We start from the raw sequence: 16,524 nt of genomic DNA, 5'->3' as shown, positions 1-16,524 counted from the left end.
GTCACTAACCGGCGAGGGCGTGAAGTGCCGGATAAAGGGCGTGGTAGCGCTGATAGGCTTCCTCATAAGCCGGGAGCAGGGCGGCTTCCGGCTCTATCGTGCGCTCGGTGCGCGGCGGTGTGCAGATGGCAAACGGATCGGCACCGGTTGCCGCAATGAGGCCCAGTCGCGCGGCACCAAAAGCCCCACCGAAGTCGCCTTCTTCCGGCAAGGCAATCGGTACATTCAATGCGGTCGCGATTGCCTTCAGCCAATAGGTGGAACGCGAGCCACCGCCGACGGCGGTCAGCGACTTGATATCGGTGCCAGCCGATTGCAGCGCGGCGAGATTGTCGCGGATCGCGAAGGCGACGCCTTCCAAAACGGCTTGCGTTAATGCGCGCTGATCGGATTCATGCTCAAGGCCTGAAAATACGCCGCGTATTTTCGCATCGTTATACGGGGTGCGTTCGCCCGAGAGATAGGGCAGGAATGTCGCGCTGCCCGGTGCATTCAGCGTGTCGCCGAGTGCCTTGTCGAGTTCATGTGCCGTTTTGCCGACAAGCCGTGCATACCAGTCAAACGCGCTCGCTGCGGACAGGATGACACCCATCTGGTGCCATGTGTCGGGCAAGGCATGACAGAAGGCATGAACCGCACTTTCAGGCTTCGGCTGATAGGCACCATTTGCAGCAAAGAGTACGCCTGATGTGCCGAGCGAAACGAAGGCATGGCCGGGCTTGACCGTACCCATGCCGCAGGCCGAGGCCGCATTGTCGCCAGCGCCGCCCGCCACGACCGGTTGACCGGCAATACCCCATTCGGCGGCAAGTTCGGCCCGCAGCCGTCCGGTTGCGTCCGTGCCTTCGGCAAGGCGCGGCATCTGGCTCTCATCGAGGTTGGTCTTGTCCAGAAGCTCGCGCGACCAATGGCGTGCACCTGTATCGAGCCAGCTTGTACCTGCCGAATCCGACATGTCGGAGACGTATTCCCCGGTCAGCCAGAGGCGCAGGTAGTCCTTCGGCAGCAGCACCTTACGGATGCGCGCGAAAATCTCCGGTTCGTTATTGGCAACCCAAACCAGCTTCGGTGCGGTAAAACCGGGAAAGACAATATTGCCTGTGATGGCGCGAAACGCCGGATCGGCATCGAGTTTGGCCGCTTCGCGATAGCTGCGCGTATCGTTCCAGAGGATGCAGGGACGCAATACCTGATCCTGTTCGTCCAGCAGGGTAGCGCCATGCATCTGGCCGGAAAGGCCGATACCGGCAATCGCCGAAAACTCTTTCAGATGGGCCGCGCGCAGGCCATCAATTGCAGTGCGGCAGGCCTTGATCCACTGTGCCGGGTCCTGTTCGCTCCAGCCCGGATGGGGGCGGGACACGTCCAGTTCGCCATGGGCCGAAGCGATCACCGTCTGCGCGTCGTTGATCAACAGCGCCTTGACACCGGATGTTCCTAGATCGAGCCCGAGATACATATTTGCTCCTGTTGGAAAGGCGTTGTGGCCCGCGCGTCAGTCGAAATGCGGCAGGTTGTCTTTAAGGAAAATTTCGATGCGGATGTGTTCCTGTCCCGGAACGATCGCCAGACGATCCGCAGATGCTTTCAGAACTCGGATGGCGCTGCGGATTTCATGGCCCGCATCCTGCGCCAGCACCGCATGGATAATGCCATCTGTCAGCGCTTTCGAGGTCACGCTGTCGCGTTCATGCGCGATGACGAGCGGTCGATTGGATGTATGCTCAGCCAACGCCTTCACAAGACCGCTGTTGCCAGCGCCGAGGCTATAGATCCCGTCAATGTCGCTGCGCTCGTCAAGCAGCTTGCCGACAAGCTGTTCCACACGCGATCCTTCATCGAAACCTTCCAGAACGGGCAATATCTCGCGGCCCGGAAAGTCAGCTTTCATGGCTGCCGTAAAACCGTCGAAACGTTCCTGATGATCGCGGACTTTCAACGAACCGGCGACCACCGCAAGAGCCCCCTCCGTTCCGTTGGCAAAGAGCCCCAGAAGCCGCGCTGCTGTGCGTCCGGCTGCGCCGTTATCGACGCCAACATAATGCGTTCGCGTGGAATGCCCAAGGTCGGATACGAGCGTGACGGCATGAATGTCTTGCTCACCCAATCGGGCGCAGGCTTCACGCACGGGATCGGTATCGACTGCCACGAATGCAACGCCGTCGGGCTTGCGCGAGGCACATTCGTCCAGTGCTGCGACAAGTGCTGCTTCATCGAAGGCCGGAACGAGTACGACATTGACCAGCACACGCTCAGCCAAAGCCCGTTCTGTCGCGGATTGCAGTTCCGCGCGCAGGCTCAGCATGAAGGTATTTTCATTGTCCGGCAAAATAAAATCGAACTGATAAAGCCTGCCGCGTGCGAGGTTGGCAGCACCCACATCGCGCACATAGCCGAGCGTATTCATCGCCTCCATAACCCGGTCGCGCGTCTTCGCTCTCACACCTGGACGTTCGTTCAGCACACGGTCGACCGTGGCAAGGCTGACGCCCGCTGTTCTGGCTATATCATGGACTGTAGGTTTCATCCTCGCTCCTCGATGCGGACCATAAGATCAATAATGAGGTACGTAAATCAAAAAATACTTGCTAATCATTTTTCTTCACGTATCAATGGTTCCCGAGGATGGGGCGGTGTGTCTTTTGCATGCTGTCCCGATGGAGTGATCTTGGCGCACAGCGCCTTTGGGAGGATCAACCTTTCAAGGAATAAGCAGCTCTGAAGAGGGCTGTTTTGTTGTGCCGAACTCCGGGGGCGGAACACGTTCGGGGACGCGGTTTGGTATCAGCCGGTAGCACGCCGGTGTTGTTTGGAGGAGATGTGCATGAAACGTCGTTATTTTCTGACCGGCGCGCTGGTTGCCGCGGCTTTGGGTATTGGCGCTATGGCGTCCACGCCAGTCTATGCTTCGCCGGAAAACCCGGTCATTGGCTTTTCCATCGACGATCTTCGCGTCGAGCGCTGGGCGCGTGACCGCGACTATTTCATTGAAGCGGCAGAAAAGCTGGGTGCCAAGGTCAATGTACAGTCGGCTGACGGCAACGAGGAAAAGCAGGTCAAGCAGGTTGAAAACCTGATTGCGCAGGGTGTTGACGCCATCGTCATCGTGCCCATGAACTCCAAGGTTTTCGATGCGGTTGTGGCTGACGCCAAGGCATCCGGCATCAAGGTTCTGTCCTATGATCGTCTGATCCTCAATGCGGATATCGATGCCTATATCTCTTTCGACAATGAGCGCGTCGGCTTCATGCAGGCTGAAGCTGTCCTGAAGGCCAAGCCGGAAGGCAATTATTATCTCCTTGGCGGTTCGCCGACCGATAATAACGCCAAGCTTCTCCGTGCCGGCCAGGAAAAGGCTCTGAAAGAAGCTATCGATTCCGGCAAGGTGAAGGTCATCGGCTCGCAGTGGGTGAAAGAATGGAGCCCGACGGAAGCGCTCTCCATCATGGAAAACGCCCTGACGGCCGCGCAGAACAAGATCGACGCTGTTGTCGCTTCAAACGACGGCACCGCCGGTGGCGCCATTCAGGCACTTGCAGCACAGGGGCTGGCTGGTAAGACAGCCGTTTCCGGACAGGACAGCGACCTTGCCGCCGTCAAGCGTTTGATCGACGGTACACAGACCGTAACGGTCTACAAGCCGCTGAAGCTCATCGCGTCGGAAGCTGCCAAGCTGACCGTCCAGATGGTCAAGGGCGAAACGCCTGAGTTCAATTCCAAGCTCGACAACGGTGGCAAGCAGGTCGACACGCTTCTGCTGACGCCGACTGCCGTGACCAAGGACAATATCGACATCTACGTTCAGGACGGCTTCTACACCAAGGAACAGATTGAAGGGAAGTAAGTTTTTCCGGCGACTTATCCTTGAGAGAATAGTGGGGCCGGAAGTCTGGAAATCATGATCCAGCTTCTGGCCTCACCAACTTGTCGATGCTGTCTGTGACAGCGTTGTCCGGAGCATTTCCGCCAGGCGATGGTGTGGTTTGAAACCGGACGGCTCATTCTGCTGCGTTACTGCAAGGTCATATGCGATGTCCGAATATCTTCTAGAGATGCGCAATATCGGTAAGGACTTCAACGGCGTGAAAGCGCTTGACGGCATTTACCTGAAAGTGCGCGCGGGCGAGTGTGTCGGCCTTTGCGGTGAGAACGGCGCGGGCAAATCCACACTGATGAAAGTGCTTTCCGGCGTTTATCCCCATGGCACCTGGAGCGGGGAAATTTTCTGGGAAGGCCAGGAACTGAAGGCGACGGGCATCCGCGATACGGAAGCCGCGGGTATCGTCATCATCCATCAGGAACTCATGATGGTGCCGCATCTCTCGGTTGCGGAAAACATCTTTCTGGGATCGGAGCCGACAAGCGGAGGCTTCATCGATTATGACCAGATGAATGCGCGCGCGACGGAACTTCTGGCGCGCCTCAAGATCCACGACATCAATGTCGCGCTTCCGGTCTATCATTATCCGGGTGGCAAGCAGCAGTTGATCGAGATCGCAAAGGCGATCAACAAGAATGCGAAGCTGCTCATTCTGGATGAGCCGACATCGGCGCTGACGGCATCCGAAACATGCGTCCTTCTCGATCTCATCAAGGACTTCAAGGCGCAAGGCATGGCCTGTGTCTACATCTCCCACAAGCTGGATGAAGTGGCCGAAATTTCCGACAAGGTGACGGTCATTCGCGACGGAACGCATATCGCGACGAAGCCGATGGCGGAACTCACCACGCCAGCCATCATCACCATGATGGTGGGGCGCGAGATGAAAAACCTGTTTCCGCGTGAGCCGCACGATATCGGCGAGGTTGTTTTCGAAGCAAGCAATATCAACTGCTGGGATGTGACCAATCCAGATCGCAAGGTGGTCGACAATGTTTCATTCGCGCTGCGACGCGGTGAAATTCTCGGTATTGCCGGGCTGGTGGGCGCGGGGCGCACGGAACTGGTGTCCAGCCTGTTCGGTGTCTGGCCCGGAGCGCATGACGGGCAAGTCTTTCTGGAAGGCGAGGAGCTGAAAATCCGCACGCCGCGTGATGCGGTTCGACAGGGCATCTGCATGGTGCCGGAGGACCGAAAGAAGGATGGCATCCTGCCGATCATGCCTGTGGGCTATAATATGACGGTTTCCGTGCTGGATCGCTTTTCCTTGCGCGGATTGCTCGACAAGGAAGCGGAACTGGCCACGATCCAGCGCGAAATTCTGCGCCTCAAGGTGAAGACTGCCGATCCGATGCTGGAAATTGCGTCCCTGTCCGGTGGCAACCAGCAGAAGGCGGTGCTGTCGAAGATGATGCTGCCAGACCCCAAGGTGCTCATTCTCGATGAGCCGACGCGGGGCGTCGATGTTGGTGCGAAATATGAAATCTACAAACTGATCTTCGCACTCGCGAAACAGGGTGTCGCGGTGCTGATGGTCTCTTCCGAAATGCCGGAAGTTCTTGGCATCAGCGACCGTGTTCTCGTGATCGGCGAGGGCAGGCTGCGTGGCGATTTCCTCAATGAAAATCTTACCCAGGAGAAGGTGCTTGCCGCTGCAATCGGCAAACCTATGACCAATGCGGCCTGATCCTCGAATAACTCTTTGTTTTCACGCATTTTCCTTATGCAAAATCGTTTCACATCTTTGCTGGAAATGCTCAAATTTGACCGGTGCATAATATGACATTGACGGGCAAAAGCCTTCGAAGGTTTCTGGCGGATTATAAGATCGTCGCGCTGCTGATCGTGGTTGCGCTCATCTGGGCATTGTTTGCAGTCCTTACCTACGATCCCGAAATGGGACGTTCGCAGTTCCTGACGGCACGCAACTTTTCCAATCTTCTACGCCAGATGGCCATAACCGGAATGCTCGCATCGGCGATGGTTTTCGTCATTGTTGCCGGTGAAATCGATCTGTCGGTTGGCGCGCTTTTGGGGCTTTTGGGCGGCATCGCCGCCGTTCTCGACGTGGTCTACGGATGGCCATTATGGGCGACGATCAGCACGGTTCTGGTTCTCGGTGTGGCGCTTGGCGCTTTTAACGGCTGGCTGACTGCCTATCTCGGCATACCGTCTTTCATCGTCACGCTCGGCGGCCAGCTTGTGTTTCGCGGCATCGTGCTCGGCATCATGGGTGGCGTCACCATTGCGCCAATCTCGCCGGAGTTCAAATATATCGGGCAGGGCTATCTGCCAGGCTGGCTTGGCAATCTCTGTGCTATTGCCCTGTTCGGCGTGCTGATCCTGATGACGCTGCGCACGCGGGCCAGCAAGCGTAAGCACAATCTCCAGACACTTTCATCAGGGATGGAAGTCGCAAGGCTTCTCGGTATCGGTATCTTGATCCTCGGTTTCATCCTAATCCTCAACAGCTATCAGGGTGTGCCGGTTCCCGTCCTAATCCTGCTGGTGATCCTCGGTGTCTTCACCGTGACCGCAAAACAGACCGTGTTCGGTCGTCACATCTATGCGGTCGGCTCGAACACCGAAGCGACGCGCTTTTCCGGCGTGAACGTCAATTTCGTCAAGATGGCGGTCTTCGCTCTGATGGGGCTGATGGCGGCGGTGGCTGGTCTGACGACAACCTCGCGCCTCGCGGCAGGAACGCCATCTGCAGGCATGGGCGGCGAACTTGACGCCATTGCCTCCTGTTTCATCGGCGGCACCTCCATGCGCGGCGGCGTTGGTTCCGTGCTGGGCGCACTGGTCGGCGCGCTCATCATGTCGAGCCTCGACAACGGCATGTCCATGCTCGGCGTCGATACGTTCTGGCAGCAGATCATCAAGGGGAGCATTCTTGTTCTGGCCGTCTATCTCGACATCGTATCTTCCGGCACTCGGCGTGGATAAGTGCAGGTCTATATACTAGGCAAATAAAATATGTTGAGCCCTACCAATCAGCTGGCTAAACTGCGGCCATGACTATGCTCAAGGATATCGGCGGTCTGCTCGCTCTGACAGCCCGTCTTCTGGCACGGTTTTGGCCCCAGCTGCTGCTTATTGGCGCGCTGGGCTATATTGCGCGCGACTTGCTGCTCGATGCCGCGGTGAGTGCGGGTGGGTACTTTCCGCTCGCCGGAATGGTCGTTCTTTCGCTTGTCGTACTTGTGAAGCTGCTCGTCGTGGTGGCGATGTTCGCCACGCTGCGCCCCGGATTGCCAGCGCTTGCTTCGTTGCGCCAAACCGCTACGGTAGAAACCGCGCAGTTGCCCGACAATCGCAAGGCCGACCGAATGCTGATGGTGACGGCGGCTGTTATTCTACCTTTCTTCGCATATTACGCTGCATGGGGCTTTCTTGGCGACACAGTGCGCGAATATTCGCGGCTTGCTTTCGAGCGCACGGCCTTTGGCGAGAAGATGCACATATTCGATCTTGTGCGTTCCGGTAGCCTGGTCGCGGCAATTTTCGTCTGCTGGCTGATCCGCTGGGTTGCCAAGCGGGCGAATGAAAAAATCCATTCACCTTGGTTGCGGCTGTTGATTGTCGCCGCAGACGCAAGCTGGATATTCATCGGTCTGTTTGCACTCGATAAGTGGAAGGACGATCTGATTCGCTGGATCGGGGCCGGGTCGCTGCTCGACGGTTTCGATGACAGTGCTGCATGGTTTTCGATGAGCGCTTACGCCGCCGAAAATTTCGTACCGGTAGAGTTCCAGCAGCCGAGCTTCTGGGTACAGGTGCAGAATCTATTCTTCTATGCACTCCTGCCGATGGTCTGGTTGGTGATGGCCGCAATCATCTACGGCTATGATCTGTCGGCCAAGAAAGCACCGGTTCCGCCAGCCCCGACTCGCGGAACGACCTTCCGGAAGTGGTTGAGCGACTTCGCAGCACATTATCTGGGTGGTTATCGCAGCCGCTATCGACCGGTATGGACTTGCCTGAAACTGGTCGTCGGGGCCGGGCTTGGAACCCTGCTGTCGTTTATCGTTCTCTACCGCGCTATAAGTTGGATCGGTGCGTGGATCTGGTACAGCACGACCCATTATCTTGGACCATACGATATTGAAATCTGGCAGCGTATTGCCAGTGTTCTGGTTATTTTTATCGGCAGCCCCTCGGAGCTTGATGGCGGCATTCTGCTTGATGCAACACGTATTGCACTTCTGGCGGCGGTCCTCGAATATGCGTTGGTGAACCGGAAGAACAGAGCTATTTCAGAACCAGATGCTCAGGCTGTTTCCCAAGCATAGTAAGCAATAGCGAAAGGTTTCCGGCATTTGCGGGAACAAGGAAACTCTCGACAAGACGCACTGGGCCGCTGCCGTGCTCATTGGCGAGATCGTAACATTTTGGCTTGTCGGCAGCCTCGGGTTTCAGCTTCCGGATAGTTTGCGTCGATACATACAGGGTCGACCAGCGACGGCCCTCAGTGTCCGTCACGGTCATAAAACAGGGGATCAACTGTTTCAATTGATCGGCGTCCTGAATAGTCACGTCGACTTCAGCAAGCACAATATTTGTCTCCGGCAATGTGCCTGGAAACCTTTCCAGCGCAACCATTTTCCAGTTGCCGCCCCCATAAGCCTGCACATTGCCGCGCGGCACGACCATCGGCTCTTGCAGGTTCTGCTCGATCCATCTCAACAGACCACCATCGGAACCAACAAAAGCGGCAAGGGGTAGGGCGATAATCAGGAGGGCAAAGCATATCCAGAAGGATTTCCGCTCGCTAGAGGAGGTCGTTTCGCTCATTGGCTGACCTCCAATTGCCAAGGCATGATGGTCCCCATGCGTTTGATCGCGATTGATCGGCTGACATTGTCCTCTGCCGTGGAATTCATGCTGATCTGCATCTGTTCTGAGAGGGGAGTCAGTGAAGATTCGGCAATGAGCAGCTTTCCCCCTGCGATCTGGTCACGCGGCAATTCAAACACCATCAGGATGGGACGTGGTATCCCCGGCTCCAGCCGTTCGGAGCCCACTATGCCGGGTGCAAGGGTCGGACGACTGCTCATGGCATAACGGATACCGTTCGGCCCAAGCCATTCGACAGACCCAAGCCCAAGGCTTTCGATCTTTGCTTTCGCTGCGGCCTCGATGATCAGCCATTCGCCGTCCGTATCATAAGTGCGGGTGCTTCCGATGCCGGGTGTCGTCACTTGTCGAGTCCGATAGGAGTTCACAATGCCAACCACGAAACGGCTGGTTTCGACAGGCTTTCCCTGCTTTCCCTCAACGGTGACCGGGGAAAAAATATTGCTGTAATAAGGGGTGGAATGCTGCATGCCGTAAAGTGCTGCTATTGCTACACACAGCATGACGGCGCATTTGAGCCACCCCATCATCCTTCGCCCCAGGCGGATGACATATGTACCGGCAATTGAATGACGGCGATCGGGTCCCGATCGAGCCATGTAGAAGCCCCATAGAGATTATCCCGCTTCTTGTAGATTTCGCTGCCAATGAGGAGACGGATTTCCTGTGGCGGAGCTTCGCCTTTTGGCCATTCCCACACTACCGTAAGCTTTTCGGGCATGCCCGGATTGACCCGACCCGCAATCCACTTGTCTTTTACGATGTAAACGGTCGGATCTTTCAAGGCCGAATTTGGCGGGGCGAGGGTCAGAAGCCCTCGCGATGCATGGGCTGAAGATGCCGAACGATTATCTAAACTGATGTCGACCATGAGATAGTTTGTAGGCTCGTAAGGTTTCACACCGGTCGGTGGAACAGAGCCAAAGCGCGCGTCAGTTACCGCCACATGCCAGCGCCCGGTGTCGACCGTTTCGCCGGGGCTGAGTTCCCGCATGGGCTCGGGATTGGCTGCTTCATAGATTGCTGCTGCATAGGAGAATACGCTTGCGGCGGCCGTGCCGATACCCGCAATGACGATGGCAGCCAGTCGCTGCCGGAAGCTTCGACGCTGTTCGTCCGCCATGACACCTCCCTTTGTGCTGGCGATTCAAACGACAATACAGGCCCCCAGTTTCTTTAGCATATCAATGCTCCATCGTCATCTTTTAGCTTAATCTATGTTAGCTCTCTTCGACGAACACCTCGTCGCGCTTCTTGCGTACCGATGGAAGCAGCACGACGACGAGAACGACCGCAGCTATGGCGAGCAGGATGGCGCTGATCGGGCGGGTGAAAAAGGTTGCCGGGTCGCCGCGTGACAGGATCATGGCGCGACGCAGATGTTCCTCGAGCAACGGGCCGAGAACGAAGCCGAGCAGCAGAGGAGCCGGTTCGCAACGCAGTTTGGCCAGCAGATAGCCGATGAAGCCGAAGAAGGCGACTGCATAAAGATCGTACACATTCGAATTGACGCTATAAACGCCGATTGAACAGAAAGTCATGATAATCGGAAAAAGCACATAGTAGGGCACTGTCAGAAGCTTTACCCACAGGCCGATCAGTGGCAGGTTCAGGATGATGAGCATGAGATTGCCGATCCACATCGACGCAATCACGCCCCAGAACAAGGCGGGTTGTTCCGTTGCAACATTCGGGCCTGGCACGATGCCCTGAATAATCATGGCGCCGATCATCAAAGCCATGACTGGATTGGCAGGAATGCCAAGCGTGAGCATCGGAATGAAGGATGTCTGCGCACCGGCATTATTGGCGGATTCCGGTCCTGCAACGCCTGCAATTGCGCCCTTTCCAAATTCTTCCGGCGTATCGGAAATGCGCTTTTCCACCGTGTAGGAAGCAAAAGACGCGAGAATAGCGCCTCCGCCGGGCAGGATGCCGAGGGCTGAGCCGATGGCCGTTCCGCGAAGGATTGGCGCTGCCATGCGCTTGAAATCGTCGCGTGTCGGCATCAGTCCCGTGACCTTTGCCATCAGCACTTCGCGTGCATGTTCGTTTTCGAGATTGCGCAGAATTTCAGCGATGCCGAACACGCCGACCGCGACGGCAACGAAATTGAGGCCATCCGCATATTCTGTAATGCCCAGCGTGAAACGTGGTGTGCCGGTGTATATGTCAGTGCCGATGAGACCGAGCAGCAGCCCCAGTACAACCATCGCCAGAGCCTTAATGATCGAACCGTGCGCCAATGCCACGGACGACACCAGCCCGACGACCATCAGCGAGAAATACTCAGCCGAGCCGAATTTCAGGGCGATTTCTGTGAGTGGCGGAGCGAAGATCGCCACCAGAAAGGTGGAGACAGTACCGGCGAAAAATGAACCGATTGCCGCAATGGCAAGTGCTGCGCCGGCGCGCCCGCGGCGCGCCATCTGGTAACCGTCGATGGCGGTCACGGCGGACGAGGATTCTCCCGGCATGTTGATGAGAATTGCGGTTGTTGATCCGCCATATTGGGCACCGTAATAGATGCCAGCAAGCATGATCAGAGCGGAAACCGGATCGCCAATCTGGAACGTGATCGGAAGAAGCATGGCAATGGTCGCGGTGGCGCCGATGCCAGGCAGAACGCCGATCAACGTGCCAAGCAATACGCCGATAAGACAAAAGCCGAGATTGGCCAGCGTCGATGCTGTCGAGAAGCCAAGCGCGAGATTGTTGAAAAGCTCCATGCTTGTGCCCCCTTTAGAACGGCCACCAGGGCCCGAAACGCTGATAAGGCAGCGCGAGCGCGTAGCTGAAGACAATGACAGAAAAGACCGTGATCGCAGCGGCAAGAATGATTGCTGCGAGTGGTTTCATGCGCATCGAGGCGAAAGAGGCAATGAGACAGGTCAGGAACAGCGAGGGTACGAAACCGAGACCGCGCACTGTCAGACCGAAGAATATCGGTGCAGGCAAAATAAAGAACAGGCCGCGCCAAGCGATCGGGCCGATTGGCTCGCCGGAGACACGTGTAGCCTGGATAAGGATGACCAGTCCAAGAAGGATCAGGACACCAGAAAGGACAAGCGGGAAATACCCCGGTCCCATACGCAGCGAAGTGCCGAGGTCCAGACTAAGCGACTGATAGGCAAAAAAGGCGCCTGTCAGTGCGAGCAGCGCACCGCACAATCCGTTGGTCGGATCTATCGAAAATTTCCTTGAGGGCTCGTTCATGGCCAATCGTCTTTCGGATTTGCCGTTGAAAGGGCTATGCCGGAAGATCGGCATATGACATCGGTCGCGTATCCCGTAGACTGCAATTCTGATGTGCTGCAGCAGGGGAAACGACAATCAAGGCGCGTCAAATGACACGCCTTGATTGTTTCCTGTATGATCAGTCCGCGTATTGTCCGGCGGCTTCGATAATCGGCTTCCAGCGCGCGATTTCGGATTCGAGCTTGGCCTTCAACGCGGCCGGTGTTGCATCGGCTTCCGGTGACGGCTTTGTGCCGAGTTCGGCAAAACGGGCAACTACGTTCTGGTCTTTCAAGGCCACCTGAAGTGACTTCGACAGACGTTCGGTGATTTCAGCCGAAGTTCCCTTGGGCGCATAGATGCCGTGCCAGATGCCAACTTCCATGCCGTCCAGACCGGCTTCCTTGGTCGTCGGAAGGTCTTTCAACACGTCCAGACGTTCGGGCGAGGTAACGGCGTAAGCCTTGATCGTGCCGGCCTGAATCTGCTTCGTCGTGTTGGTGGTCTGATCACACATGATGTCGACCTGTCCGCCGAGAAGATCTGTCATGGCCGGGCCGGTTCCCTTGTAGGGAACTGTGACGAGCGGCGTTTCAATCGCGCTCATGAACAGCATGCCGCAAAGATGCGATGCTGCGCCTATACCGGCATTGGCGACCGTCGCTGTATCCTTGTTGGCCTTGGCATATTCGATCAGCCCCTTAAGATCGGTTGGCTCAAGGTCCTTGCGCGCAACAATCGTCATCGGAACTTCCGTGACAAGGCCGACATATTCGAACGCATTCAGCGTGTCATAGGCAAGCTTGCGGTAGAGCGTAGCGCTTGTGGCCATGCCGATATGGTGAAGCAGAAGCGTATAGCCATCTGGATCGGCGGTTGCGACCCGCCCGGCACCGAGTGTGCCACCTGCGCCGCCGACATTCTCGACGATAACCTGTTGTCCGAGATCCTTGGACATGGATTCTGCCACAAGTCGCGTGACAGTGTCGGTAGGCCCACCGGCTGAGAAAGGCACGACCATGGTGATCGTCCGTTCTGGATAATTCTGTGCTTGTGCGGTGAAAGCAGCGGTGGAAATAGCAAGTGTCGTCGCCAGAGCGGCGATAGCTTTCATCATAGCGTCCTCCCAGACTATGTTGCGACGGGGCAAGCCCGTGTTCTGAATTTAGTTCCCCACGTCTCTTTGGACGCTTCGGGCAATTAGATGCGATACTATCCAATGACTGCAATAGAATGCGTCTGCACCGTTGTTGCTCTTGAAGCGGCAGGATTATTCGGTACGCTTTAAAAAGAATGTAGATGTATCCCGTCGGCTTGCCAATGCCTGACCTTCAATGAAAGCGCTTGTACTACCAAAGTCTGGGTAGCTCGCTTGTCATGTTTTCGTTGTGCGCTGGCGTATCGTCTTGAAGATCCTTTCTGATCGAGGCTAAGCTTTTGCAGTTTTGATTGCGGGAAGTTCTGCATTCAAGACGAGGTGATCGACGAGGCTCCTGGCCGGTGCGGTTAGTTCTGCTATAGATTGCACTGCTATTACCAGATTTCTTTTTGCCCAAGCATCGGAAATAGAAATCGTTGCAATGGGGAGTGTGTTCCTAAGACGTCGGGCGGCAGCCTGCGGAATGATCGCAATGCCTACACTAGCAGCGACCATATTGCCAACCCCTTCAAAGGTGCGGAGTTTCGTCCTGATTTTAATCCTGCCGCCCAGCCGGGTTGCCTGAATTTCGACGTGCTCCTGCAGCGCGCCTGCTGACAGACCGATGAACTGTTCCTGCAGGATGTCCGAGAAACTCACGCGTTTATGTTCAGCGAGCGGATGATCTCTGGCAGTGATCAGTACCAACTGATCTCTAGCAAAAGGAACCAGTTCCAAACCCGTAGTTTCCACCGCATCCGATAGAATGCCGATTTCAACGAAGCCGCGCGAAATGGCGCGGGCGATATCGGTGCTTTGCCGTTCTTTCAGCTCCACATCGATGCGAGGATTTTCTGCCATCCATGCGGCGAGTTTTGCCGGAAGATATTCAGTGGCGGCAGCCGTATTCGCCGCGACGCGAATAGCGGTGCGTATAGCTTTGGCATACAAGCCCAGTTCACTATGCATGTCGGCCATCTGCCGCATGACCGCTCTTGCATGATGTACAAGGGCTTCGCCTGCTTCGGTAAGGCCAACACCGCGCCTTCCCCGCTCCAGAAGCAAAACTTGCCCTATTGCTTCCATGTCGCGCAGGCGTTCACTTGCTGCTGGAAGCGACAGGCCAATTTCAGCCGCACCGTGAGTGATGCTGCCCGTATCGGCTACCGCGAGGAACAGGCGAAGGTCGGTAAGATCAAAACGCATAAGTGATATTAGCGAGAATTCTGCCTATGGCAAATCCGAAGGCTGAATTAGGAGCTTCCGCATTTCGCCCGGCGCGCATGTTGCTATGACTGGGACATGATTTATTCATTACCCTTGATCCTGACGATTGCGGTAACGTTCCTCGGTGCTGGCTTTGTCAAAGGCGTGACAGGAATGGGGCTGCCCACAGTCGCCATGGGTATATTGGGCGCACTGATCTCTCCGCTCGCAGCTGCGAGCCTGCTGATTATTCCGTCCTTCATCACCAATCTTTGGCAGCTTCTGGCGGGGCCTAGCTTCGGGCAACTTATGCTTCGTCTCTGGAGCATGATGCTTGCCATTGCAGTCGGCACTATTGTGGGAACTGCGGTTCTGGTTGGCGGAAACATTGCAGTCACCACATCGATGCTGGGTTCCTCGCTTGTTATCTACGCAGCCTATACGTTGTTTTCCCGCCAGTTGCAGGTGCCAGAACAGCTTGAGCTTCTGCTGTCTCCTATCATCGGCCTGTTGACTGGCTTGATTGCTGGTGCGACAGGGATATTCGTCATCCCGGCTGTGCCCTATCTGCAATCGGTAGGGTTCAGAAAAGACGATCTTGTACAGTCGCTCGGACTTTCCTTTACTGTTTCGACCGCCGCACTTGCGGTCGGGCTTTCTAGCAGACAGGCCTATTCGTGCGATCTCCTGCTTGCATCCGTTGTGGCGGTCGTTCCTTCATTGGTCGGCATGTTTCTGGGGCAGGCTTGCCGCCGCAAAATCCGACCGGAAAACTTCCGTCGATGGTTTCTGATCGGCCTTATGATCCTCGGGCTTGAAATGGCATTGAGACCATTGTTCTCGTTCAGTTGATGAACTAAGAATGATTTTTCCGTTCCGCCACGCGGATACGGATTTGCTTTCTTGTTCGAATCCGGCAAGGGCAGGATATTGTCTCACCCCCAAAGAGAATAATCTTTTGCTTCATCGGGTTTTCGCTGAAGCGTCCCTATCATCGGCCTGATTGACGGAATGACCCAGAGAGATCCTGAACAACGCCAGTCGCTCGCGCTCCGACTGTTCAAACCGGTTCTTGCCGGTGCAACGCTGCGAGAACGTTCGATTGCTTGCCTCGGTGCCTTGATTGGTATCGCGCTGACCGGATTCATATCGAGCTTGTTGCTGGGAAACGGTCCGCATCTGCCTTTGATTGTAGCGCCAATCGGTGCTTCGGCGGTTCTGCTTTTCGCAGTTCCAACAAGCCCGCTTGCTCAGCCTTGGTCGATCATCGGGGGCAACACAATTTCAGCCTTTGTGGGGCTGGCCGTCGCTCAGTTTGTTGATGATCCAGCTTTGGCGGTCGGCCTTGGTGTGGCGCTTGCCATCGCGGCGATGTCCGTTACCCGTAGCCTCCATCCGCCCGGTGGTGCAGCGGCGCTGACTGCAGTTTTGGGTGGTTCGGCGGTTGCCAAATGGGGATTCCTGTTTCCGCTTGTGCCGGTTGCACTGAATTCGTGCCTTCTCGTTGGCCTGGGTGTCCTGTTTCATAAACTGTCGCGCAGGAAATATCCGCACGTGGCGGCCGCCGCACCGGTAAACAAGCACAGTACGGAAGATCTGCCACCTTCGGTTCGCATGGGTATCCGCGAGGAAGATATCGACCGCGCCTTACTTGCCTTGGATGAAAGCTTCGATATCGATCGCAACGATCTCGGACGTCTGCTGCGGCAGGTGGAGCTTGAAGTATCAGTTCGTTCCCACGGCGACTTGACCTGCGCCGATATTATGTCTCGCGATGTCGTCAGTATCGATGAAGATGCAACCGCCAGTCAGGCACGCGATCTTATCCTGCGGCATAATCTCATGACATTGCCAGTGTGTGGGACCGATGGGCGTTTGAAAGGCGTGGTCGGCTTGCGCGAATTGATGCATCCGGGCGACGATTTCAAAAACTATATCGTGGAAGCTCCCACCGCTGCGCAAGCCGATCCGGTGATGAGCCTTTTGCCAAGTCTTACCGATGGACTGGCGCATGCTGTCGTGGTCGTTGATGAAATGCGCCGCATTATCGGTTTGGTGTCGCAAAGTGATCTTCTGAGCACGCTTGCCCGTTCTCTTCCCAATGAAAAACTGGTGCCGTTAAAAGCGGCGTAAGTTGTCAGGTCGAGGCTTCTCTATTGAATTGGAATGGTTTTCCGGGCAGGGTTTCCTGACCCGGAAATCT

15 protein-coding genes are annotated in these 16,524 nt (G+C 56.1%); 6 read left to right on the top strand and 9 right to left on the bottom strand.

Annotated features, from left to right (window positions below):
• Positions 1-4: 4 nt before the first annotated feature.
• Positions 5-1,459 carry a xylulokinase gene (gene xylB / locus AAE521_RS10890; protein WP_342061319.1) on the bottom strand — a complete coding sequence of 485 codons (1,455 nt, stop codon included), beginning with the start codon at positions 1,457-1,459 and terminating at the stop codon, positions 5-7.
• A gap of 36 nt (positions 1,460-1,495) precedes the next feature.
• Positions 1,496-2,527, bottom strand: a complete 1,032-nt coding sequence (locus AAE521_RS10885; protein ID WP_071630862.1) for a LacI family DNA-binding transcriptional regulator — start codon at positions 2,525-2,527, stop codon at positions 1,496-1,498.
• 297 nt (positions 2,528-2,824) lie between these two features.
• Here AAE521_RS10885 and xylF point away from each other — a divergent pair, with 297 nt between their 5' ends.
• The 4 genes from xylF to AAE521_RS10865 all read left to right on the top strand — a co-directional run bounded on the left by xylF (position 2,825) and on the right by AAE521_RS10865 (position 8,175).
• Positions 2,825-3,844, top strand: a complete 1,020-nt coding sequence (gene xylF, locus AAE521_RS10880) for a D-xylose ABC transporter substrate-binding protein (RefSeq protein ID WP_342061318.1) — start codon at positions 2,825-2,827, stop codon at positions 3,842-3,844.
• Positions 3,845-4,031: 187 nt separating this feature from the next.
• Positions 4,032-5,567: a xylose ABC transporter ATP-binding protein gene (locus AAE521_RS10875; RefSeq protein ID WP_071630860.1), complete on the top strand. Its 1,536-nt coding sequence runs from the start codon at positions 4,032-4,034 to the stop codon at positions 5,565-5,567.
• A gap of 92 nt (positions 5,568-5,659) precedes the next feature.
• Complete coding sequence (locus AAE521_RS10870) at positions 5,660-6,829, top strand: sugar ABC transporter permease (protein ID WP_342061317.1); 1,170 nt, start codon at positions 5,660-5,662, stop codon at positions 6,827-6,829.
• Positions 6,830-6,897: 68 nt separating this feature from the next.
• Positions 6,898-8,175 (top strand): hypothetical protein, encoded by a 1,278-nt coding sequence (locus AAE521_RS10865; RefSeq protein ID WP_342061316.1) that lies wholly within the window; start codon positions 6,898-6,900, stop codon positions 8,173-8,175.
• Here AAE521_RS10865 and AAE521_RS10860 read toward each other — a convergent pair.
• The 7 genes from AAE521_RS10860 to AAE521_RS10830 form a co-directional block, all read right to left on the bottom strand.
• The gene (locus tag AAE521_RS10860; protein ID WP_071630857.1) at positions 8,135-8,677 is read right to left on the bottom strand and encodes a hypothetical protein; all 543 of its coding nucleotides are present in this window, start codon (positions 8,675-8,677) and stop codon (positions 8,135-8,137) included. The genes AAE521_RS10865 and AAE521_RS10860 overlap by 41 nt on opposite strands.
• Complete coding sequence (locus AAE521_RS10855; RefSeq protein WP_084094008.1) at positions 8,674-9,270, bottom strand: hypothetical protein; 597 nt, start codon at positions 9,268-9,270, stop codon at positions 8,674-8,676. The genes AAE521_RS10860 and AAE521_RS10855 overlap by 4 nt, the downstream gene beginning before the upstream one ends.
• Positions 9,267-9,863 (bottom strand): hypothetical protein, encoded by a 597-nt coding sequence (locus tag AAE521_RS10850; protein ID WP_071630855.1) that lies wholly within the window; start codon positions 9,861-9,863, stop codon positions 9,267-9,269. The genes AAE521_RS10855 and AAE521_RS10850 overlap by 4 nt, the downstream gene beginning before the upstream one ends.
• 97 nt (positions 9,864-9,960) lie before the next feature.
• Positions 9,961-11,469: a tripartite tricarboxylate transporter permease gene (locus AAE521_RS10845; RefSeq protein WP_071630854.1), complete on the bottom strand. Its 1,509-nt coding sequence runs from the start codon at positions 11,467-11,469 to the stop codon at positions 9,961-9,963.
• 13 nt (positions 11,470-11,482) lie between these two features.
• Positions 11,483-11,956, bottom strand: a complete 474-nt coding sequence (locus AAE521_RS10840; RefSeq protein WP_071630959.1) for a tripartite tricarboxylate transporter TctB family protein — start codon at positions 11,954-11,956, stop codon at positions 11,483-11,485.
• Positions 11,957-12,116: 160 nt separating this feature from the next.
• Positions 12,117-13,094 (bottom strand): tripartite tricarboxylate transporter substrate-binding protein, encoded by a 978-nt coding sequence (locus AAE521_RS10835; RefSeq protein ID WP_071630853.1) that lies wholly within the window; start codon positions 13,092-13,094, stop codon positions 12,117-12,119.
• A gap of 312 nt (positions 13,095-13,406) precedes the next feature.
• A complete protein-coding gene (locus tag AAE521_RS10830) occupies positions 13,407-14,321 on the bottom strand; it encodes a LysR family transcriptional regulator (protein ID WP_071630852.1) in 915 nt (304 codons plus the stop codon).
• A gap of 96 nt (positions 14,322-14,417) precedes the next feature.
• Between AAE521_RS10830 and AAE521_RS10825 the strand changes: the two genes are divergently transcribed.
• Together AAE521_RS10825 and AAE521_RS10820 are read left to right on the top strand one after the other, a co-directional pair.
• Positions 14,418-15,173 (top strand): sulfite exporter TauE/SafE family protein, encoded by a 756-nt coding sequence (locus AAE521_RS10825; RefSeq protein ID WP_342061315.1) that lies wholly within the window; start codon positions 14,418-14,420, stop codon positions 15,171-15,173.
• Between the two features lie 159 nt (positions 15,174-15,332).
• A complete protein-coding gene (locus tag AAE521_RS10820) occupies positions 15,333-16,454 on the top strand; it encodes an HPP family protein (RefSeq protein ID WP_071630850.1) in 1,122 nt (373 codons plus the stop codon).
• Positions 16,455-16,524: the final 70 nt, after the last annotated feature.

Origin of the sequence: Brucella cytisi, from assembly GCF_038433355.1 — a bacterium.
GTDB lineage: Bacteria > Pseudomonadota > Alphaproteobacteria > Rhizobiales > Rhizobiaceae > Brucella > Brucella cytisi.
Note: the sequence above shows the minus strand (reverse complement) of the source record. Positions and strands in the feature narration are given on the sequence as shown.